This window comes from Secundilactobacillus odoratitofui DSM 19909 = JCM 15043, from assembly GCF_001434895.1.
Classification (GTDB): domain Bacteria; phylum Bacillota; class Bacilli; order Lactobacillales; family Lactobacillaceae; genus Secundilactobacillus; species Secundilactobacillus odoratitofui.
The window spans coordinates 245,360-268,771 of the sequence record NZ_AZEE01000027.1 but is presented as its reverse complement, the minus strand read 5'-3'; the positions used below and the strand labels follow the sequence as shown (position 1 = coordinate 268,771).

At 46.4% G+C, this 23,412-nt stretch carries 13 protein-coding genes; 12 read left to right on the top strand and 1 reads right to left on the bottom strand.

Translation table 11 applies throughout. The features are described 5' to 3' along the window. Positions 1-11: 11 nt before the first annotated feature. From lepB to FD04_RS03560, 5 genes are all read left to right on the top strand, one after another. A complete protein-coding gene (lepB, locus tag FD04_RS03585) occupies positions 12-623 on the top strand; it encodes a signal peptidase I (RefSeq protein WP_056947072.1) in 612 nt (203 codons plus the stop codon). A gap of 542 nt (positions 624-1,165) precedes the next feature. Then, positions 1,166-14,110, top strand: coding sequence for an Ig-like domain-containing protein (locus tag FD04_RS03580; protein ID WP_056947068.1), 12,945 nt, complete (start codon positions 1,166-1,168; stop codon positions 14,108-14,110). 729 nt (positions 14,111-14,839) lie between these two features. Next, positions 14,840-16,324: a hypothetical protein gene (locus tag FD04_RS03570; protein WP_056947066.1), complete on the top strand. Its 1,485-nt coding sequence runs from the start codon at positions 14,840-14,842 to the stop codon at positions 16,322-16,324. Between the two features lie 99 nt (positions 16,325-16,423). After that, a complete protein-coding gene (locus tag FD04_RS03565; protein ID WP_054699314.1) occupies positions 16,424-17,116 on the top strand; it encodes a 2,3-diphosphoglycerate-dependent phosphoglycerate mutase in 693 nt (230 codons plus the stop codon). 202 nt (positions 17,117-17,318) lie between these two features. Continuing rightward, a complete protein-coding gene (locus FD04_RS03560; RefSeq protein ID WP_338055705.1) occupies positions 17,319-17,543 on the top strand; it encodes a hypothetical protein in 225 nt (74 codons plus the stop codon). A gap of 137 nt (positions 17,544-17,680) precedes the next feature. Here the strand turns inward: FD04_RS03560 and FD04_RS03555 are convergent, their stop codons facing one another. Further along, positions 17,681-18,847, bottom strand: a complete 1,167-nt coding sequence (locus tag FD04_RS03555) for a hypothetical protein (protein WP_056947063.1) — start codon at positions 18,845-18,847, stop codon at positions 17,681-17,683. 199 nt (positions 18,848-19,046) lie between these two features. On the opposite strand from FD04_RS03555, the gene FD04_RS03550 reads away from it, so the two are divergent. The 7 genes from FD04_RS03550 to FD04_RS03520 all read left to right on the top strand — a co-directional run bounded on the left by FD04_RS03550 (position 19,047) and on the right by FD04_RS03520 (position 23,405). After that, positions 19,047-19,520: a hypothetical protein gene (locus tag FD04_RS03550; RefSeq protein ID WP_054699320.1), complete on the top strand. Its 474-nt coding sequence runs from the start codon at positions 19,047-19,049 to the stop codon at positions 19,518-19,520. A 212-nt stretch (positions 19,521-19,732) separates the two neighbouring features. Beyond that, on the top strand, positions 19,733-20,284 hold the full coding sequence (locus FD04_RS03545) for a GNAT family N-acetyltransferase (protein ID WP_082603106.1): 552 nt from the start codon (positions 19,733-19,735) through the stop codon (positions 20,282-20,284). 140 nt (positions 20,285-20,424) lie between these two features. After that, entirely contained in the window at positions 20,425-20,772 is a 348-nt protein-coding gene (locus tag FD04_RS03540; protein ID WP_056947060.1) for a nuclear transport factor 2 family protein, read from the top strand. 14 nt (positions 20,773-20,786) lie between these two features. Beyond that, positions 20,787-21,260: a flavodoxin gene (locus FD04_RS03535; protein WP_054699326.1), complete on the top strand. Its 474-nt coding sequence runs from the start codon at positions 20,787-20,789 to the stop codon at positions 21,258-21,260. A gap of 15 nt (positions 21,261-21,275) precedes the next feature. Next, positions 21,276-21,926: an NAD(P)H-binding protein gene (locus FD04_RS03530; RefSeq protein WP_054699328.1), complete on the top strand. Its 651-nt coding sequence runs from the start codon at positions 21,276-21,278 to the stop codon at positions 21,924-21,926. A 32-nt stretch (positions 21,927-21,958) separates the two neighbouring features. Continuing rightward, a complete protein-coding gene (locus FD04_RS03525; protein WP_056947056.1) occupies positions 21,959-22,516 on the top strand; it encodes an LbetaH domain-containing protein in 558 nt (185 codons plus the stop codon). A 46-nt stretch (positions 22,517-22,562) separates the two neighbouring features. Next, entirely contained in the window at positions 22,563-23,405 is an 843-nt protein-coding gene (locus tag FD04_RS03520) for an SDR family oxidoreductase (protein ID WP_056947054.1), read from the top strand. Positions 23,406-23,412: the final 7 nt, after the last annotated feature.

Genomic DNA, 23,412 nt, shown 5'->3' with positions numbered 1-23,412 from the left:
GAGCTGTCGTTATGAAAAAAGCAATGTCATGGATCATCCCAATTGCGGTTGGGTTGGCCCTTGCAATTATCATTCGGATGTTTTGGTTGGTGCCAGTGGGTGTTTCTGGGGCATCAATGGAACCTAACTTAAAAAATGGTCAACGGATTGTAGCCGTCAAAACGTCGCCAATTAAACGTTTTTCTGTCATTGTCTTTGATGCGCAGGGCGTTGATTCAAACGCGGCACCGAAGGAAAATTACGTGAAGCGGGTTATTGGTTTACCGGGAGATTCAATTCGGTATACAAAGACGGGCAAGCTGTACGTAAACGGTAAATATCAAGCACAAAACTTTATTTCAAAGTACGAACAAAAGGCGGGAACGGTTTCAGGTTATTCAAACGGCTTTACGTTAGTTTCTGCAGCCCGTCAAAATGACTGGAGTAACAAGTGGAGCTTAGCAATTGGTAATAACAAAATTAACAAGGTTCCCAAGGGTTGCTACTTCGTCATGGGGGATCATCGTAGCGTTTCTGAAGACGGACGAGTTTACGGCTTTGTTCCAAAGAGTAAAGTTGTCGGCGTTGTGAAAGTTGGCTTCTGGAACAGTAAAGCAAAGATTATTAATCACTATACGAACTAAATATGGTCCTATCAGGCTAGAGCATCTCAATGTGTTGATTGCATTGGGGTGCTTTTTCGTTGCTCAGACGATAAAGCGTCTTAATGAGTTTGAACTGAGACGCTATTTTTAGTGAGGTATTGATTGAATGACTTGAATGCAACGTGAACGGAGGGCTAGCGGCGTAATATATTCAATTGGACAATTCTTATTCTCAAATACTAAATAAAAATGATTTCACTAAAAACAGTACCCAAATCTATCCGAAATTGCAGTCAAAAGTCAGTTCATTAGCCCTGTATACAATCGACGAAAACTGTGGTTAAACGCTGATTTGACGGGATTTGTTGACGCTTTCATAAAATCCCGTTAGAATCGATACCCGACAGATTTTCTCTTGTGTTTTTGTTTTTTTAACCTGTAAACACAAGAATATTTTTTAAATTTCCCCACTTTTACCCGTATCAGTTTTGTAGAATACCAGTATGACTAAAAGTGCAATTTGTGGGCTGCACTTTTAGCACGTTTTGGAAGAATGGATTTTACTTCGGGGGGGATTTTTAATGTTAAAAGGATCCAAAAATTTGGCGAAGAATAACCAAAAATTGGCTGCTCTTCGGGAAACGGGTAAAACACACTACAAGATGTATAAGGCAGGTCGTACTTGGCTGATTGCTGGGTTGACCACTTTTTCACTTGGTTTAGCGTTCGCTGGTACGGCCACAGTGACAGCACACGCTGCTACTGAAACGCCAACAACGACTACTGCTTCCGATACAACAGGCAATTCTGGAACAGCAACGCCAGCTGCCACACCAACCGATACGGCTGATACTGGCAGTACAACAACTAACACAGCAACTGACACAACGTCAGATGCTGCGTCAAACACTGCGACTGTCACTAAGAACACCAGTACTTCGACAACCACAACTAACATCGGTGTGAAACCAACCATTGAGGGTGACGATACTACTGGTAATACGACGACGGATGCTGGTAATACAACTGATCCCAACACTAACGGTGCCATTTTGAAGGGCTCGATTGGTGGTAATTCGGGGACAGCTGAAAACAGCGCAACCGCTGGTATTGGCCAAACCAATACTAATGGAACTAATTCAATTGTTGATAAGTCGAATGCTGATACCAACCGACAAGCAGGCGATTATGGTAACACTGGTGTAACAGATACTGCCAATGATAATCTGGATGAACCAGTGTACGTTGATGGTCAAGAGACCAATAACCCTGCCAATGATATGATTAATGATCAAGGTGCTGTGAGTTCCGACGCGAAAAATGCGCAAACTCGTGGGACCGTTATTTACGTTAATGGTATCAACAACGCCATTTCAGTTTCAGCTGCTGGTAGTAACCAACATGGTGCTTCAGTCGGTATCCCAGCTAACTTGACCAACGTTAAGGTTGGTACTTTTAAAGTTACCAACAAATCAAGCGTTGGGATCACATTACAAGACGAAGCAACTGGTGAAGAGTATCAAATTACAGATCCAGATTTAGTTAAAAAATACAACGTTGATGACGAAATCAACGATATGGCGGTTGTTAACTCAAACTTCAACGGATCAGGGATGCAGTACTTAACAACTCCTGTGACCACTGTCATTCAAGCTGTCAGCAGCTTTCTGTCTGGTGGCGGTTCGGCAGCGCTGGATGCGTTGACTGTTGCAGTTGGTGTTGCCCAAAAGGCGGTTGATGTTGGTGCCCCAATTTTTGGGACGGATACAACTAACTTTGATGCTGCGATTCAGACTTATTTAGATGGTATTGCAACTGCCAAGGACAACATTTCATCTGCTAACGATTATGGCTCAAATTTGATGACCAACGGGGTTTCACAGACCTCATTAGCAGCGGCCACCTTAACTGATGGTGTCGTCACTGCTATGAGTGATGAGTCAGTTTCATCAGCCATTTCTAACATGGTAAATTCATATGTTATTGGCTGGTCAAACGGGATTGCCCAATCATTAGTGAGTGCTATTGGTGCCCAACCTGATGAAAATGGCGATACGGCCATCACTAAAATTACGAGCACCTTAACGAATAGTTCATTATTAACGACGTTCTCTAGCGCCCTATCTGCTGCACTTAAAACTGCCTCTGATGCCATTACAGATGGCATTAGCAACATCACAAGTGGTTTGAATGGGACCATTGCCGGTGTTATCGATCACGTTATCGATGGTGGGATTGGTGTCAGCCAAACGGTTGCTGTGCCATTGACCTTCACAGATCCAGATCTGTCGGCCAATACACCAGGTGCCTTTACAGCTGAAACCTTTAATACTGCTACGAAACTCTATAACACAGTAACGCGTTCCAACACAACGATCGCTTATCAAAACGTTGATAAGACCCAATTAAAGGCTGCCGTTGCAGAAAGTGGCGTTGATGCCGATCTTGCTGCAGCTGCCCAAACGGTACTTGATGATCCAAACGCCTCTCAACAAGACGTTGATAAGGCCTTGCTTGCTATCAAGCCAGACGTTAAGACGAGCTTTGAAACCACAACGATTTCTCAAGGTACTGAGGTTGCTGGTCATTTGACCCTTAACCCAATCACGGTTGCTGCTGGTCAAGATCCTGCCGTTGCATTGGCTGCTGCAGATAAGGTGGTTACCACCGACGTAGAAGGGCTTAACCTACCTGCCTTTGTGAGTGATGATTTCGTTGTAACTGAGACTGGGACGGACGCGAACGGTAATAAGACTTATTCATACAAATTGAGTGATGATGGTATTACAAAAGTTACTAATGCTTTAAACGCATTAAGTAACGGTGATTCAACCTACACCATCGCTGACCTTAAAAACGTCACTGGTACTGTCACAGAATCCGAAACGCCATCCATTACAGACCTAACTGTCACACCAGACGGTTCAGACTACACCGTAACTGGTAAGACGACGCCAAATACTGAAGTTGCTATCACAAACAGTAACGGTGCTGATCTTGGAAAAACCACTTCAAACCCTGACGGTACTTTCTCAATTCCAGTAAAAGGTGACTCAGTCACGACTGGTGAAAAGATTACTGTCACACCAGCGGATGGGACACCAGCGACAGCAACTATTCCTGATGCAACCAAGCCAAGTGTAACTGATCCAAAGATTACACCAAATGACAATGGTGGCTATGATGTGACTGGTAAGACCACGCCGGGTACTGAAGTGACGGTTACTGATCCTGCAGGTAATCCTGTTGGTACCGATATCGCTGATCCTAACGGTGATTTCACGGTTACAGTACCAAACACAGAGGTCAAACCAGGCGATAATTTAACCATCACACCAGGTGAAGGCGGCAACCCAGCAACTGTGACGGTTCCAGCAGAAACGCCAACCATTACGAATCAAGAGATTACGCCAGATGGTAACGGTGGCTATAACGTGACTGGTAAGACCACGCCAGGGACTGTGGTGACGGTTACTGATCCTAGCGATCCTACCAAAACGGTTGGTACCGCTACGGCAGATACTAACGGCGATTTCACAATCCCAGTCAAAGGTACTGATGTCACCCCAGGCGAAACACTCAACGTCACACCAAAAGACGGGACACCTGTCACAGTGACCGTGCCTAAAGACACAACGACAACAACCACGCCAACGGTTACTAATCCAGTTGTGACCCCTACCGATAACGGGTACAACGTGACTGGTAACACCACGCCAAACACACCAGTAACGGTGACCGATGATGGTGGTAATGTCATTGGCTCCGGTACTTCAGATGGTAAAGGTAACTTCACGGTGCCAGTTGATGGTAGTGACGTTACGCCTGGTGGCACGATTACAGTAACACCAAAGGATGGCGAACCAACTGACGTAACTGTGCCAGCTAATACGCCAACCATTAGCAATCCAGCCATTGTTTCAGATGGTAAGGACGGTTATATCGCAACTGGTAAGACCACGCCAAATACGCCAGTCACACTGACCGACGCTGAAGGTAACCCACTTGGCAGTGGTAATTCAAACGAGAATGGCGATTTCAGCATTCCAATTACCGGCATGGTCAACCCTGGCGATAAAGTTACCATGACGCCAAAAGACGGAACACCAAGTACGGTGGCTGTGCCTGATACGACTAAGGCAACGGTAACTGATCCAAAGATTACACCAACCGACACTGGTGATTACACCGTAACTGGTAACACCACACCAAACACCCCAGTAACGGTGACTGATGCTGGTGGTAAGACGATTGGGACTGGTACCTCAGATGGTAACGGTGACTTTACCATTCCAGTGGACGGCACGACTGTCACCCCTGGTGAAGACGTGACGGTGACACCAAAGGATGGGAATCCATCAACGTTAACTGTACCTGCTAAGACCGCACCAACCATTAGTAATCCCAAAGTGACACCGAATGGTACCAACTACGATGTCACTGGTACGACCACGCCAAATACCAAAGTCACCGTAACTGATGACAACGGTAATATTCTTGGCACTGCCAACTCTGATGGTAAGGGTGACTTCACAGTTCCAATCAGTGGTAATAAAGTAACTGGTGGCGACACTGTCACGATTACCCCAGCAAACGGGGTTTCAAACACTGCCGTTGTGCCAGATGCAACGAAGCCAAGTGTGACGGATCCAACCATTACACCAACGGATGATGGCTATAACGTGACTGGTAAGACTGACCCTAATACACCAGTTACCATTACGGATGACAAAGGCACCACAGTCGGAACCGGTACTTCAGATGGCAACGGTGACTTCACGATTCCAGTGAAGGGTACGGACGTTACCCCAGGTGAAGACTTAACGGTGACACCAAAGGACGGTAACCCAACTACGGTGACCGTACCGACTGACACCACAACTACCACGCCAACGACTGTTACACCAACGATCAGCAACCCAACCGTTGTACCTGATGGTGATAATTACAACGTAACTGGCAAGACGGAACCAAACACACCGGTAACGGTAACCGATGGTGAAGGCAACATCCTTGGTACTAAGACTTCTGACGGTGATGGTAACTTCACAATCCCAGTAGACGGCACCAAGGTGACACCAGGTGAGACTGTCACAATTACACCGGATGGTGGTATTTCAAATACGGCCGTTGTGCCTGATGCAACGAAGCCAAGTGTCACTGACGCCAAGATGACGCCAGATGGCAACGGTGACTACATCATCACTGGGACAACTAAACCTAATACGCAAGTGACCGTTACTGATAAGAACGGCGACCCAATTGCCACTGGTACATCTGATGGCAATGGCAACATTACGATTCCAGTTGATAGTAGCGATGTCACACCAGGCGAAGATCTGACGGTTACACCTAAGGGCGGTAACCCAACGACGGTGACCGTGCCAACTGACACGACAACCACCACGCCAGCTACTACGGTGCCAACCATTAGTAATCCTAAAGTAACGCCAAATGGCACAGACTACACCGTAACTGGGACGACGACACCAAACACAGTGGTTACTTTAACGAACGATAAGGGCTACGTCATTGGTGCTGGTACTTCAAATGCTAAGGGTGACTTCTCAATCCCAGTTTCTGGCACGAAGGTTACCGGTGGCGACACCATCACCATCACACCAGAAAAAGGGATCTCCAACACGGCAGTCGTACCAGATGCAACGAAGCCAAGCATCACTGATCCGGCAATCACACCAGACGGTAAGGGTGGCTACACTGTAACCGGGACGACGACACCAAACACGCCAGTGACTGTTACTGACGACAAGGGTAACCCAATTGCAAGTGGCACCTCAGATGGTAAGGGTAACGTTAACATTCCAGTTGACGGCACCGATGTTAAACCAGGTGAGAGCGTTACTGTTACACCTGAGGGCGGTAACCCATCAACGGTGACTGTTCCAGTTGTAACGCCAACGATTAGCAACCCGGCTGTAACTGGTAACCCAACCGATGGCTATCATGTCACTGGGACGACGACACCAAACACACCAGTGACTGTCACTGATGATAAAGGCAACCCAGTCGGCAACACTACTTCAGATGGCAACGGTAACTTTGATATTCCGGTTGCTGGCACTGATTTGACACCAGGTGAGACGGTTAAGATTACACCAGCAAATGGTGAATCTAATACGGCAGTCGTACCTGATGATACCAAGGCCACCATTACGGATCCAAAGATCACACCAACTAATGATGGTAACTACACCGTAACTGGTAAGACAGAACCGAATACACCAGTAACGGTTACTGACGATAACGGTGATCCAATTGCCACTGGTACGTCGGATGGCAAAGGTAACTTCACAATTCCAGTGGATGGCAGCGATGTAACACCTGGTGAAGATTTAACCGTTACACCAAAGGACGGTAACCCATCAACGGTTACGGTACCGACGACCACAACAACTACGACACCAACGACTGCAGCGCCAACCATCAGTAACCCTGCTGTGGCAACTGACGGCGATAACTATAAGGTGACTGGAACGACCACACCAAACACACCAGTGACTGTGACGAACGGTAATGGTGATGTGCTTGGCACTGGCAAGTCTGACGGTAACGGCGACTTCTCGATTCCAGTGGACGGCTCAGCTGTCACACCTGGCGAAACGGTTACGATCACACCAGACAACGGCGTTTCAAACACCGCTGTAGTGCCTGATGATAGTAAACCAAGTGTCACTGATACAACGGTCACACCAAATGATAAGGGTGGCTACGACGTAACTGGCAAGACGGATCCAAACACACCAGTGACGGTCACTGATGATAAGGGTAATCCGGTCGCAACTGGCACGTCAGATGGCAACGGCGACTTCACGATTCCAGTGGACGGCAATACTGTCAAACCAGGTGAAGACCTTACTGTAACACCAAAAGACGGTAACCCAACAACTGTGACAGTACCAGAAACAACGCCAACGATTAGCAACCCAGCTGTAACTGGTGACTCAACCGATGGCTATCACGTAACTGGGACGACGACACCAAACACACCAGTGACAATTACTGATGATCAGGGTAATCCAATTGCTACTGGTACTTCAGACGGCAACGGTAACTTTGACATTCCGGTTGCTGGCACTGATTTGACACCAGGTGAAACTGTTAAGATTACACCAGAAAATGGGAAGTCCAATACAGCAGTTGTGCCTGATGATAACAAGGCCACCATTACGGATCCAAAGATCACGCCAACTGATGACGGTAACTACACTGTAACTGGCAAGACGACACCGAACACACCAGTGACAATCACTGACGAGAACGGTGATCCAATTGCTAAGGGTACGTCAGATGGTAGTGGTAACTTCACGATTCCAGTGGACGGCACTGAAGTTAAACCAGGTGAAGACTTAACCGTTACGCCAAAGGATGGTAATCCATCAACGGTCACTGTTCCAGCCAAGACTTCGCCAACTATCAGTAATCCGAACGTAGCTACAAATGGTGATAACTATAACGTTACTGGTACCACCACACCAAACACTCACGTGACGGTCACTGATCCTAACGGTAAGGTACTTGGGACAGGGACCTCAGATAAGAATGGCGACTTCACCATTCCAGTGGATGGCGATAACGTCATTCCAGGCGAAACTGTCACCATTACACCAGAAAATGGGGTTTCAAACACGGCGGTTGTACCAAATGCAACCAAGCCAAGTGTGACTGATCCAACCATTATCCCTGATGGCAACGGTGGTTATGATGTCACTGGTAAGACGACACCAAACACCCCAGTTACGGTTACCGATGAAAAGGGTAACCCTATCGCAACTGATACTTCAGATGGCAACGGCGACTTCACGATTCCTGTGGACGGTACGAAGGTCACACCAGGTGAAGACTTGACGGTGACACCAAAGGACGGTAACCCATCAACGGTTACAGTACCAACAATTCCGTCAACCATCAGTAATCCAGCCGTGACTGGCGACCCAACTACTGGCTATAACGTAACTGGTACCACGACGCCAAATACGCCAGTGACCGTTAAGGATGATAAAGGTAACCCAATTGCCAACGGTACTTCGGATGGCAACGGTAACTTTGATATTCCGGTGGATGGCAGCAAATTGACACCAGGTCAAACTGTGACGATTACGCCAAAAGATGGGACACCTAACACGGCAGTTGTGCCAGATTCAACCAAGCCAAGTGTGACGAATCCAACGATTACGCCAACTGATGATGGCTACAATGTGACTGGTAAGACTGACCCTAACACCCCAGTTACGATTACCGATGAGAAGGGCAACCCAGTCGCAACTGGCACTTCAGATGACAATGGTAACTTCACGATTCCAGTGAAGGGGACAGACGTTACCCCAGGTGAAGACTTAACGGTAACGCCAAAGGACGGTAACCCATCTACGGTCACCGTACCAACGGCAACCACAACGCCAGCAACACCAACAATCAGTGATCCTGCAGTCATAGGTAACGCTACTGACGGCTACAAGGTTACGGGTAAGACAACCCCTAACACAGTCGTTTCAGTTACAGATGATAACGGTAATTTGGTTGCATCTGGTACCTCAGATGGTAACGGTGACTTTACGATTAATGCTGGTAAGGATTTGACACCAGGCTCAACGGTCACGATTACACCAGACGGCGGCATTTCAAACACGGCGGTTGTGCCAGACTCAACGAAGCCTAGCGTGACGGATCCAACTGTGACGCCTAACGATAAAGGTGGTTACGATGTCACCGGTAAGACTGAGCCAAACACGCCAGTGACGGTTACCGATGAAAAGGGTAATCCAATCGCTAAGGGCACTTCAGACGGTAACGGTAACTTCACGATCCCAGTTGATGGTAATGAAGTGAAACCAGGTGAAGACCTGACCGTAACGCCTAAAGATGGCAACCCAACGACTGTGACGGTACCAACTGATACCACCACGCCAACTACGGCAACGCCAACCATTAGTGACCCAACCATCACACCAGATGGCGATGATTACAAAGTAACTGGCAAGACCACGCCAAATACGCCTGTCACTTTGACAAACGATGATGGCAAGGTTCTTGGCAAGACGACTTCAGATGGTAACGGTGATTTCACCATTCCAGTCACTGGTAGCGAAGTCACACCAGGTGATACGTTGACGGTTACACCAGACAACGGTATTTCAAACACGGTTGTTGTGCCTGATGTCACGAAGCCAAGTGTTACGGATACTGATGTGACACCAAACAACAATGGTGGCTACGACGTTACTGGTAAGACGGATCCAAACACGCCGGTTACAATTACTGACGATAAGGGTAATCCAATTGCCACTGGTACCTCAGATGGCAACGGTAACTTCACGATTCCAGTTGATGATGGCGATGTAAAGCCAGGTGAAGACTTGACGGTTACGCCAAAGGACGGCAACCCAACCACGGTTACCGTGCCAGAGACGACGCCAACGGTTACTAACCCAACGATTACTTCAGATGGTAACGGTGGCTACGTCGCAACTGGTAAGACCACGCCAAACACGCCAGTTACATTGACGGATGACCAAGGTAATCCTATCGGTACAGGCACTTCCGACGGTAACGGAGATTTCAGTATTCCAGTTACTGGCACAGTTAAACCTGGCGATACGATTACGATCACACCAGAAAACGGCACGTCTAACACAGCAGTTGTGCCAGATACCACTAAGCCAACGTTGACTGATCCAACGATTACGCCAACTGACAATGGTGGTTACACGGTTACTGGTAAGACGGATCCAAACACACCAGTCACGATTACAGATGACAAGGGTAACCCAATTGCCAGCGGTACCTCAGATGGCAATGGTAACGTCACGATTCCAGTGGACGGGTCAAAGGTTAAACCTGGTGAAGACCTCACGGTAACACCAAAGGATGGCAACCCAACCACGGTGACGGTTCCAGCTAAGGATGCCCCAACCATCACAAGTCCTAACGTGACGCCAAACGGTAGCAATTACAACGTCACAGGTAAGACCACGCCAAACACGAAGGTAACCATTACCGACGATGATGGTAATGTGATTGCAACGGGTACGGCGGATGCTAACGGCGACTTCACGATTCCAGTGAGTGGCACGAAGGTTACGCCGGGTCAAACCATTACGTTGACACCAGCCAACGGTATTTCAAATACGGCAGTGGTACCTGATGCCACTAAACCAAGCATCAAGAACTTGTCGGTCGTACCAACGGCAACTGGTGACTACAAGTTTACTGGAACTACAGCGGCCAACACACCAGTTACGATTACTGATAAGAACGGTAACATCCTTGGTAGCGGTACTTCCGATGTGAATGGTAACTTTATCATCGGTGTTGATGGTAGCCTTGTTAAACCAGGTCAAGAAGTTACTGTAACGCCTAAGGATGGTAATGCCACAAAGGCAACGATTCCTTCAGCAATTGTTGCAGCAACGCCAACGATCACTAACCCAACCGTTGTACCAGATGGCAAGGGTGGTTACACGGCAACTGGTAAGACGACACCAAACACGAACGTCACAGTGACTGACAATGGTAAAGTTGTTGGTTCTGGTACTTCAGATGGTAACGGTAACTTCACGATTCCACTGGATACAACGGTTAAGGGCGGCGATACTGTCACCTTGACGCCAGACAACGGTGTTTCGAAGTCAACTACAGTTCCTGATAGTAGCAAGCCAACGGCAACGGATACAGTTGTGACACCTAATGATGACGGTGGCTACAACGTTTCTGGTAACACGACACCAAATACGCCAGTTACGCTGACGGACGACAATGGTAAGACGATTGGTACTGGTACCTCAGATGGTAACGGTCACTTCACCATTCCAGTGGATGGCGATGCGGTCAACCCAGGTGACGACATCAACGTCACACCTAAGGCTGGCAACACGACAACCGTTTCAGTGCCAACTACTAAACCAACGATTACCGATCCAGCTGTCGTATCTAACGGCAACGGGGGTTACAACGTTACTGGTAAGACCACACCAGGCGTACCAGTTGTGATTACCGACGATAAGGGTAACCAAATTGCTGCTGGTATTGCAGATGGCAATGGTGACTTCACCATTCCATTGGGCAGCAACGTAACCCCTGGTCAAGTTGTGACGATCACACCTAAGAATGGGACGCCAAGCACTGCGAAGGTGCCAGACACCACTAAACCAACGGTGACTGATCCAACCATCACACCAACGAACGGTGGCGACTACACGGTAACTGGTAAGACGGATCCTAACACACCGGTAACCATTACCGATGAGAAGGGTAACCCAATTGGTACTGGTACTTCAGATGGTAACGGCGACTTCACCATTCCGGTTGATGGTGGTTCTGTCAAACCAGGTGATGATGTCACAGTTACGCCAAAGGACGGTAACCCAACCACGGTCACCGTACCTGCAGCTGATACCCCAACGATTGCCAACCCAATTATTGTGACGGATGGCAATAACTACAACGTCACCGGGACGACTTCTCCAAACACCCACGTCACAGTTACTGACAAAGACGGTAACGTCATTGCTAGCGGTAACGCGGATGTCAATGGGAACTTCTCAATTCCGGTTGCTGGCGCAAAGGTAACACCAGGTGAAACGCTTGTGATTACACCTGACAACGGTATTTCAAACACCGCTGTTGTGCCTGATGACACGAAGCCAACGGTGACTGATCCAGTGGTTACTCCAACTGACAATGGTGATTACACGGTAACTGGTACGACCACACCAAATACCCCAGTGACTGTCACTGACGATAAGGGTAAGACGATTGGTACTGGTACTTCAGATGGTAATGGTAACTTCACGATTCCAGTGGATGGCAATACTGTTAAACCTGGCGATGATGTCACAATCACCCCAGATAATGGCAACCCAACCAAGGTCACAGTGCCAGAAGATACCACTACGACGCCAACGACGACACCAGCAACTGTTAGTGATCCAACCGTTACTCCGGACGGTTCAGATTACACGGTAACTGGTAAGACGACGCCAAATACCCCAGTGACGATTACGGATGCTAACGGCAACCCAATTGCCAAGGGGACTTCCGATGGCAATGGTGACTTCACGATTCCAGTGAAGGGTAGCGATGTTAAACCAGGTCAAACCATTACGATTACACCAGATAACGGCGTCTCAAACACGGCCGTTGTGCCTGACACAACGAAGCCAAGTGTGACGGATCCAACCGTCAAGCCAACTGATAATGGTGGGTATGACGTTACTGGTAAGACAACGCCAAACACGCCAGTCACGATTACTGATGATAAAGGTAAGACGATTGGTACTGGTACCTCAGATGGTAACGGTGACTTCACGATTCCAGTGGATGGCAATACTGTTAAACCTGGTGGCGATGTTACAATTACCCCAGAAAACGGTAACCCAACCAAGGTGACTGTCCCTGAAACCACACCAGCTATCACGGATCCAGCGGTAACCAATGATGGTAAGGGTGGCTACACCGTAACTGGTAAGACCACACCAAATACGCCAATCACAATTACCGACGCCAAGGGCAACCCAATCGCTAAGGGTACGACTAATGCTAACGGCGATTTCACCATTCCAGTATCTGGCTCAGATGTTACGCCAGGTGATACTTTGACGGTAACGCCAAAGAATGGTGATGCGGTCACGGTAACCGTACCTAAGCCAACGATTACTAACCCAGAGATTACTGATAATGGTAATGGCGGTTACACGGTAACTGGTAAGACAACGCCAAACACGACTGTGACGATCAAGGATGCAAATGGTAACCCAGTTGCAACCGGCACGTCAGATGGTAAGGGCAACTTCACCATTTCAGTGGATGGCAAGACTGTTAAACCAGGCGATCCATTGACGGTAACGCCAAAGAACGGTGATTCAATTGTGATTACTGTTCCTGGTGGTACGACTGCCACAACGGGTACGACGACTGATACGACCACGGGCACCACAACTGGTACGACGGGTGAGCCAACAATTACGAACCCAACGGCCACGAAGGGTGACGATGGTAGTATCACAGTTACTGGGACCACGACACCAAACACAACTGTGACGGTGACGAACAGTAAGGGTGATCACGTTGCTTCTGGTACGGCTGATGGCAATGGGAACTTCTCAATTACCATTCCTGCTAACCAAGGTGGTAACGGTATCTCAGCCGGTGATCAATTGACGATTACCACGGCCGATGGTGCGACAACCACTGTAACTGTTGAAGCTGAAGGCGATCAAACAACTGATGCTTCTGGTAACGGTAAAGAAGAACCATTTGCTACAAATGGTAGTGATTCGACAACTGGTGATAACAGTGGTGATTCAACTGATAGCAACAGCAACAACGCTTCGGTTGCCAACACATCATCACAAGGCGTTGGTCAAGACCAAAACAATGCGACAACTGCTAAGAAGCAATTGCCACAAACTGATGAAAATCAAAATGAAGCCGGTGCCCTTGGATTGCTTGGTATGATTCTTGCAGGCTTAGGCCTTGCGGGTGCTACTAAGCGTCGTAAGCGTAACTAGTTCTTAGCTTTGATTCTCATTGATTCATGAAAAGCACCTGTTCCTCGAATTTGAGGAACAGGTGCTTTTTGGTGTGTTCGTGAAAATCCATGGGTTTAGGCCGCCTTCGGCCGCCAGTCTGCTTTTTGGACGGAGTTGCTGTGGGACCGACTTCAACCGCTTCGCGTTTTCCGTCTCGCTTCTGAGCCTCGCAGACCACGAGTCTCAGAAACGTCCAGTGCCACTAAGCGCATGCGCGCAAAGTGGCACTAGTCACTGCAACCCCGTCCAAAAAGCAGGCTTCTGGCACTACGGCTCACACTGTGGGTGAAGTACGAAGTTTCATGTCTTTTTGAGTTCAAATTCGATCAACGCAATGCGTACCAATATTAGATCTGTGTCTAATCTCGTATTGGTAACGATAACGGAAGGAAACGCGCTGGTTCAGTTGCAGTGAGAAGTACGAGTTGGCGCTTTAGCGCTTACTCGTACTGGACGCTTGTGAGACTTCGGGTTATGAAGGCTCACAAGCGAGGCGAAAGACACGGTTACGTGGCTGAAGCCGGTCCCACAGCAACTGAACCAGCGTGATCCCTAGAGTGGAAGTGGCAGCGATGAATCTGCTGTTGATTAGATGAGGTGGAATCAGAACAGTTGAATCACTGAGAAATCAAGAAAATATGGTATGATAAGAATGTCTAAAACGGGGAATCTCGATTACGGCACATCCTTAACTTGGGGGGGATTGCAGTGAGTTATTGGAGCTTACTGGAACAGGATGATCAGGCCACTTTGGCATTGGTATGGTTATTGGAAAGTGCACCAGGTAACGCAATGCTGGTGACTGATGTGATGACACAATTATCGTTGTCGCGTTACAAATTAAATAAAAGTGTTGAAGAAAGTCAGAAAATATTTAACGAGATGCCGGAATTAATCGATTGGCAGATTGAGCTTAAACATGGCTTGGTGGTGCTACAAAATGCAACCTTCGCGGGGTTTCGAATTCTGCAGTTACACTTATTGAAACGGAATATGACTTACAAGATTCTGTTCTTTGAGTACTTTGTTCGCCGACATGGGGATCGACGGCACTTCTTTGATAATGCCCACATTAGTCAGGCGCGCTATTATGCGCTGAGAAGTCAGATCCAAACAGAATTTCATACGCAAGATGCCTTTCAGAACCTGGTAGGTGTTTCGGTCCATCCGGAATTTGCGAAGCGAGCGGATCTGACCAGTTTTTGCTATTACTATTTCAGTGGCATCGAATCACCGTTTCCAGAACTTGAAGAGGTGAGTTCCCACTTTTTGAACTTCTTGGCGATGACCTTAAAATTGTCACTGACGCCTAGCCAACGGTTGAAGCTAAAACTGTTTTTTCAGGTGCAGGTTCAACGCATTCATGGCTTTCATGACCTGAATACGCGCTCATCGGTTCAGCTAGAAAGCAATCAAACGACGGGGTTTATCGTCAATTTCTATAACCACTATGTGCCTAATATTGAAAATACCGATGTGTCGTCTGAAGTAACGTACCTTTACTTATTTTTATTGAGTCAAAAAATGATTGACGACGTACCGTTGAAACTTGAAACTAAGTTGACGAAGCGTTTGAACTTGGCGGTGCAGGAATCCCAAAAATACCTTAACCAAACACCAATCATTAATCATCAACGGTTATCGGTAGCTGATGCTGATCATGTTATCGATCAATTGCTGACCATTGGTAATTGGCTGGCCTTTTTCAATATGACTACTACGCCTGAACAGTACGAGCTCAACATTGATCGGCTAGCGCAGTCGTTTCCGGGAATTGTGAGCTTGGCCCGGGAGTTATGTGAGATTGCGCAGCGGACAAGCCAATTGAAATTACCAGCGGATAGCGTTCCTAAAATTGTGTATAACTTTGTAGTGTTATTGATTGATTTATTGCCAACGGATGTGATTGAAGATCAAGTGACTGTGTGCATCGACTTTGGGCAGAGTAACGTGCCGGTTAATTACATTGAAAATTTGTTGCAATTGCACATTCTTGGCGGCGTTCACGTGACGCATAGTTTAACGGCGGCAACCGATATTTATTTATCCGACACGGTGGTGAACGATTTAAATCAGGCCATTCAAATTACCTGGCCAAATCCACTTCAGACGAATGATTGGTCTGCGTTAAATGACGTTGTGAATCAGTTAAAACAACAAAAAATAGCAAAATTGCAGGTAATTGGTAAATAAAGCGTTTTCAACTTTGTGAAGAACTTTTTATTTGGTGAAATGCGTGTCAGTTTGGTGTAAAATGGTCTGGTAATTAAAAGAAGAAAGAGGTATTAATTCATGGCTAAATTAGTATTGATCCGTCACGGTCAAAGTGAATGGAACTTATCTAACCAATTTACTGGTTGGGTTGACGTTAACTTGAGCGACGAGGGTGTTAAACAAGCCCAAAACGCTGGTAAGTTGATCAAGGAAGCCGGCATCGAATTCGATTACGCCTTCACATCAGTTTTGACGCGTGCCATCAAGACGTTGCACTACGCTTTGGAATATTCAGACCAACTCTGGATTCCAGAAACGAAGACTTGGCGCTTAAACGAACGTCATTACGGTGCATTGCAAGGCCAAAACAAGGCCGAAGCCGCTGAAAAGTTCGGCGAAGACCAAGTTCACATCTGGCGTCGTTCATACGACGTATTACCACCACTTTTGAGTGCCGATGACGAAGGTTCAGCAGTTAACGATCGTCGTTACGCTAACTTGGATCCTAACATCGTGCCTGGTGGCGAAAACTTGAAGGTGACCCTCGAACGGGTTATGCCATTCTGGGAAGATGAAATCGCACCTAAGTTGCTTGACGGCAAGAACGTCATCATCGCAGCCCACGGTAACTCATTACGTGCCTTGAGCAAGTACATCGAAGGTATCAGTGATGAAGATATCATCAACCTTGAAATGAAGACTGGCCAACCAGTTGTCTACGACTTCAACGAAAAGCTTGAAGTACAAAGCAAGACGAAGTTAGGCGAATAATTAGTAAACTTTTAGCTCACAACTAAAGTTAAACACAAAAAATGATCACTGAAGGGTGTCAATTGAAGCCCAGTGGTGATCATTTTTCTGTGGAAATTTAGGATAACAGTGGAAATATATGGTAATCACAACTACAGTGTTGTTTTGTGGCACTGCGGTTCTTAGTAAAAAATCAAATATAATCGAATGGAGCAAACAAACCTTGGATAATGTAGCACAGCAAGAAGTCACACAACGCGAAATGATGAAGATCATCGGTCTCTTTCGAAAGAACGGTTTTCGTGGCGAATATGAGACCTTTGACCGTGGTGAGGTTCAAGACGAGTACATGGTCGTTTTGACTGATGAGAAGTCGGGCGTTAAGGGTTTATTCAAGGTAGATTTAGGGACTGGTTCGATTGAGTTCCAGCATGTGGTGATGGATTAGGCGTTGCCATCTATAAGTATTGAAAAGGACCAAGGTCGCAGTTGTGCGATCTTGGTCCTTATTTTTGACTACTTATAGCGCTACTTTTTGTACGGAATTGAGGTTGCGACATTTATTTCATTTACTCATATAGTGAATTATTTTAATTTAGCAATGAAAATTTGCACCGTACTAGTCATGCCGTGATCTTCTTTTGCCATTGGGTATGGCGAAGAAAAGGTAAAGCCTTTCGGGAAATCACTCATAACTTGAGCATCGTCAGGGATATAAATTCCGAGATAGTAATCACTCATCGTAGGCCGTTTTTTTTGAGTAAGACCATTATCGTTCAGGACACTTTCGATATACTTAACTCGAGGGGTAATGGTTTTCCCAGCCATATTAACACCGGTTTTTGCAGAAATACTCGTTAACTCGCTAGTTTTATCGGCTGGTTTCAAATCACCAATGTTAATGACGTCAGTATACTTTTTTGTTTTGAGGGGATTATTGCTGTCAACGTTTTGAGTAATCTGAGATAAATCTAAGCTTAATTTGGCGTTCGGGAATAGCTTCATGACTTGTCTAGCAAAGCGTTGTGAACGCGCAGTCTTCATATAAGTTTCAAAGTTGGATTGCGTGGTAAACTCACTGGGCGCTTTTGCCATTAAGCGAGTCAGATAGCCACTCCAAATCAAGCCCTTTACATGGCCTGAGTTTGAAATGACTCGGTAATAAACAGCCGTTTTTTGACCGTATTTTTTAGTTGAAGCGTAGTTAACGTACCAGTTAGAACTAGCCAAGTTTTTGATATTATATAGCTTCTTCGTGTGACTGTAATTCCAAATATAACCGCTCTTAACCCCAGGCTTTACCATGTAAGGAACAGGGCCAGCGTCCGTTGCGTTCGCATCAAAGGAATAGTTACGAGGTACCGCATTGGTAGTGGTGCTACTGGTTACGGTAGACGTAAATTTTCCTTTACTAAGGTAACCGCGCCAGACGTAACCATTAGCTGAGTTGTGTTTATTTTGAACGTAATAGAAGATACCGGTCTTCTTGCCGTTAGTTAACTTCACGCTTTTTTGAACGTACCAAGTTGTTTTGGGATAGTTTTTTAGGTTATGTAACTTCTTGGTTATGGTGCTATTCCATAGATAAACGGATTTGGCCGCATTTTTGGCATGGTAGGCCGGAGTGGTACTTGCGTAGCTCTTGGTTGTGAGCGTTCGGTAGGCGGTACTAGCGTTTGCAGACTGGGTCATTAGGCCTGTACTTAAGGCGAAGGTGCCTAAAGCGATACCAGTAATGATGGCTTTTTTCATAAGTGGATCCCCCTAGATTGATTGGATAACTTTATTTTAAATCATTTCTGGTTTATTGCATATATCAGTTGTGCTAGTCTGCAGCCTATGTATTGACGTCCGATAGCTGGATTGATTTCAAACTCAGTATACTTGAATTTTGTATTGAAGTATAATTAATGCGTTAAGGATTAACTACCCAACAAAGGAGACCATGCTCATGCATTTAAACAAATTTCCGCGATACCTACTCATAGCTGTCACAACCTTCCTAGGCGTGTTGGCGCTGACTATTTCAACGACAACTCAAGCCTCAGCTCGTACCTTCGCACCGTCGATTCGTGGTACTTGGTATCATAAAACTGGTAAGCACCAAACCAAAGTTAAATTTACAGCTGGAGCCGCGAAAGTGTCTGGCATGCCTAAGACCGTGAAACTCAGCAACAAGGCAGTTAGAAATATTAATACGAAATTCAAGCTTAGCATCAATGGCTCCAAGACCAAGCAATACAAGACTGCAGGTTTCGATTATTTAGGTGGGACCTTCATGTTTATTCCAACGAAGTTAAAGATTGCTGGAAAGACACGTCATGTCTTGGTGAAACTTCCGAATGATGCGTCCACCAAGTGGGAAGTTTATACGGGCTACAAGTCCTCAGTTGCTCGAACCGTGCGAGTTCACATGGCATACTAAGTCTTCGAAACACTTAGTTTTGCAGGAGTGGATAGCGCGTTTTAATGATAGAGGGTCAAGTTTGCAATCAAGCAAATTTGACCCTCTTTGGTGATTTTTAAAATGAATGTAGCTTGTGTTCGGTTCCAAAGTATGGTCATGTTACACTGGATGCAACAGATGTATTTTAAAGCCTTATTCATGACAATGCACAAACGAAGGGAGCCATTACCATGATCACGATTCGTTCAGCCAAACCGACTGATGCAAGACAAATTGCGAAAATTCTAATGGTGATATTTGATCAAATGGGTATCACTGAATTACCACCTGCTGACCTTGAAACACGGGTTGCACAGTGCTTCGCCGACCAAGTATTTCTTGGTGAAATTGCTGAGACACTGGTGGCCGAAACCAGCGGTACTGTCGTTGGGGTGGCGTTTAGCTACCACGCTGACCAAGAGAGTGCCGTTGGCGCACACTGGAATTCAGCTTTTACGGATGTTTCAATGCAAGTCCACCCAGAAAGTGAAACGCTGCCGGGTGAGTGGTACTTAGAACTGCTTGCCACCGCTCCAGCAACGCGTGGCCAGGGTGTCGGCGCAAAGTTACTGGCTGCAACCAAGTCATTGGCAGAACAATACGGCGCAGAGACGCTTGCCCTTAACGTTGACCTCGTCAACCCGCGTGCAGAAAAACTGTACCGCCGCCAAGGGTATCAATTAGCTGGTGAGATGACGATTTTGGGTCATCGGTACCGGCATTTGGAATTGAAGTTAGATTAGATATAGAAGGCCTAATAATTGTGTTGTCGAACACGATTATTAGGCCTTTTTAAATTTTTTTAGAATAACCCTTGCCTTACAGTTACTTCAAGGGTCTAAGGTAACCTTATCAACTAAAGAGAAAGGTGAGATGAACTGTAATGGCAACCTTAATTGACTTCTACCGACAACACGTGACGTTAATGGTTTCTGGAGACACTGAGGCGTTAAGCAAACTGCTAGCGCCAGATTTCTACCTCGTCCACATGACGGGAATGCAGCAATCTAAGGCAGAATGGTTGGCTGCAATCGATAGTGGTGAGATGCAGTATCATGAGGCACAAGAGCATCGGGTTGAGCAATTGAATGATAACGAGGTACTCGGTCAAAATCTTGTGGACGCCACGATTTGGGGTAGTCGCGGATCTTGGCGCCTGCAACTTCACGCCTTTTTCAGTCACACACCACAGGGCTGGTTAATTGAACATATTGAAGCCAGCACGTATTGAAAGGAAGTACGAGTATGAAACAGTTAATCATTTATTATTCTTGGTCTGGCAATACAGCTGCATTAGCGCATCGTTTGCAACAATTGATGTCAGCAGATGTCTTTGAAATAAAGGTACCAGCAGGCACTTTCTCAACGGATATGTACGCAACATCTGATATTGCGAAGCAACAATTGACGACCGGTCAATTACCAGCATTGAACGAACCGTTACCGAATTTTGGTGAGTATGATGAAATCTTGGTGGGTGGACCGGTGTGGTCAGGTTCACCGGCAACACCAGTTTTGGCTTTGTTAGAGCTATTGAAGCACGGCAATGTAAGTGCTCAATTAGCACCATTTTATACGCACGCTGGTAGTGCGGTTGGATACGAAGCGGACTTCGAGAAGGCAGCGGGATCTCTCACGGTATTACCTGGATTAAGTATTGCAGGTAGTGGTACCAACGATGACACTGAAATTCAAAAATGGGTCAACAGATTAAAGTGATTGGAGATAAATAAAATGAAATTATTAATCTTAGCAGCAAATGGTCAAATTGCACGAATCGTAACTGATCGAATTCTGACGAAACCAACGTTCAAAGATGTGGACCTGACGCTAGGATTGCGCCATAGTCAGCGCTTATCTGCACTTCAGGATAACGCGCGGGTGCGGGTTATTGAAACTGATTTGGAAGACGCAGATTCAGTTGCCACCGCGACTGCCGGACAGGATATGGTGTTTGTGGCCGTTGTTGACCATGATGCAGATAACGCGATGACCAAAAACGTCATTGCAGGCATGAAGTTACACCATGTCGACCGGGTCATTTTCACTAATATTTTAGGTTTATATAACGAAGTACCAGGTGAATTTGGCGCTTGGAATCGACAAATGGTGAGTGCCGGTCTCGACGCAGCAATTAACTCGGATAAACTGCTAGCGACTTCTGGTTTAACGTACACCACTTTACGGCTGCCTTGGTTGAATGATCGCAATGAAGTGACGTACACGATCACTAAGCAGAGTGAACCATACGTTGGTGTTTCGGGTTCCCGGCAGAGTGTCGTTGATGTTGTTTTGAGAATTGTTGCGGATCCCAACTTTGGTGCCAATGAGAGCTTGGGGATGGCTAATCCTGCAACTCAGGGAGAATCACGGCCGGTTTATTAGGCAAGTATGCAATATCGGTTAGGAGGTTGATGATGAGTATTTTTGATGATTTTCGTGCTGGTAAGACGATCGATATTCGCAACAGTGAGTATCAAAAAGAAGTTCACGGTGAAATTGATTGGTGTAATGATCTCTGTTATCAAATTAACGCGACGTTGCCAAGTCAGCGTGACAAAATAGTTGCACTTGAAAATGAATTATTGGCTGATCAGATGCACGATGGCACTTTTTTCACACCACCAATGTACATTGATTGTGGCAGTCAAGTCCATCTCGGAAAGAACGTCTATGCCAACCACAATTTAACAATGATGTCGGTCGGAACGATCACGATTGATGACGGTGTCATGATGGGGCCGGGTGTTGGGTTATTTACTGATAATCATGAACCGAAGAATATCCGGCTGCTGAGTACCAAGGCAATTCACATTAAAAAGAATGCCTGGTTGGGTGCTCGAGTGAACGTTGCGCCTGGTGTCACAATTGGCGAAAATGCCATCATTGGCGTTGGTGCTGTGGTCACCAAGGACATCCCCGATAACGCAGTTGCGGTCGGTGTGCCCGCAAAAGTCATTAAGTATATTGATTAGCTCGTATATATGAGAATCGCAATTTTGAATGAAAAAGGAGATTAAAATGATAAAAAATCAAACTTGGTTAATTACAGGTGTTAGTAGCGGTTTTGGTCGTGCCATGACGACACAGCTTTTGGCTCAGGGCAAAACGGTGATTGGCACGGTGCGTAACATGACGAAGGTTCAGGATTTATTGGATCAATACCCAGAAACGTTTATTGGTAGAACTTTAGACGTGACTGATATCAACGCGATTCACCAACTAATTGATGAACTAACTAAAACGTATCAAATTGATGTTCTGGTTAACAACGCGGGTTACGGTCTGTTTGGTGCCGCTGAGGAACTCAGTGATGCAGAAGTTGAGCGGATTATTGCCACTGATTTAACGGGTTCGATTCAAATGGTGCGGGCAATTTTACCAAGCATGCGTGCGCAAGGTCACGGACGGTTAATTCAGATTTCGTCTTATGGTGGTCAGGTTGCTTTTCCAGGCAATTCGATGTATCACGCAGCTAAGTTTGGTATCGAAGGGTTTATGGAATCAGTTGCCCAAGAAGTTGCCAGTTTTAATATCGGCGTGACGATCGTTGAACCAGGTGGTGCACGTACCGAATTTCGTTACGGGAGCGCACAGGTCGCAAAGGCATTACCAGCGTATGAAGGTAATCCAGCCCACGCATTCCAAACCATGTTGAATCCTGAAAATGGGTTAGCCCCTGGTGATCCAGCTCGAATGGCGAGTCGGATTATTGAAAGTGCAGATCGAGAACCAGCACCATTGCGGATGGTATTGGGGTCCCAAGCACTTCAAAGCACAATTGAGACGTTAGAGAAGCGTGTCGCTGATTTTAAAACTCAGACCAAGTTGGCCGCTTCGACCGATTTTCCGGCGGGAGAATGAGGTAAAA

What these genes read in the sequence shown, in the direction of transcription:
- lepB (WP_056947072.1), top strand. Translation starts at nt 12, where the DNA reads ATGAAAAAAGCAATGTCATGGATCATCCCAATTGCGGTTGGGTTGGCC.
- FD04_RS03580 (WP_056947068.1), top strand. Translation starts at nt 1,166, where the DNA reads ATGTTAAAAGGATCCAAAAATTTGGCGAAGAATAACCAAAAATTGGCT.
- FD04_RS03525 (WP_056947056.1), top strand. Translation starts at nt 21,959, where the DNA reads ATGAGTATTTTTGATGATTTTCGTGCTGGTAAGACGATCGATATTCGC.
- FD04_RS03530 (WP_054699328.1), top strand. Translation starts at nt 21,276, where the DNA reads ATGAAATTATTAATCTTAGCAGCAAATGGTCAAATTGCACGAATCGTA.
- FD04_RS03550 (WP_054699320.1), top strand. Translation starts at nt 19,047, where the DNA reads ATGCATTTAAACAAATTTCCGCGATACCTACTCATAGCTGTCACAACC.
- FD04_RS03535 (WP_054699326.1), top strand. Translation starts at nt 20,787, where the DNA reads ATGAAACAGTTAATCATTTATTATTCTTGGTCTGGCAATACAGCTGCA.
- FD04_RS03540 (WP_056947060.1), top strand. Translation starts at nt 20,425, where the DNA reads ATGGCAACCTTAATTGACTTCTACCGACAACACGTGACGTTAATGGTT.
- FD04_RS03565 (WP_054699314.1), top strand. Translation starts at nt 16,424, where the DNA reads ATGGCTAAATTAGTATTGATCCGTCACGGTCAAAGTGAATGGAACTTA.
- FD04_RS03545 (WP_082603106.1), top strand. Translation starts at nt 19,733, where the DNA reads ATGATCACGATTCGTTCAGCCAAACCGACTGATGCAAGACAAATTGCG.
- FD04_RS03520 (WP_056947054.1), top strand. Translation starts at nt 22,563, where the DNA reads ATGATAAAAAATCAAACTTGGTTAATTACAGGTGTTAGTAGCGGTTTT.
- FD04_RS03555 (WP_056947063.1), bottom strand. Translation starts at nt 18,847, where the DNA reads ATGAAAAAAGCCATCATTACTGGTATCGCTTTAGGCACCTTCGCCTTA.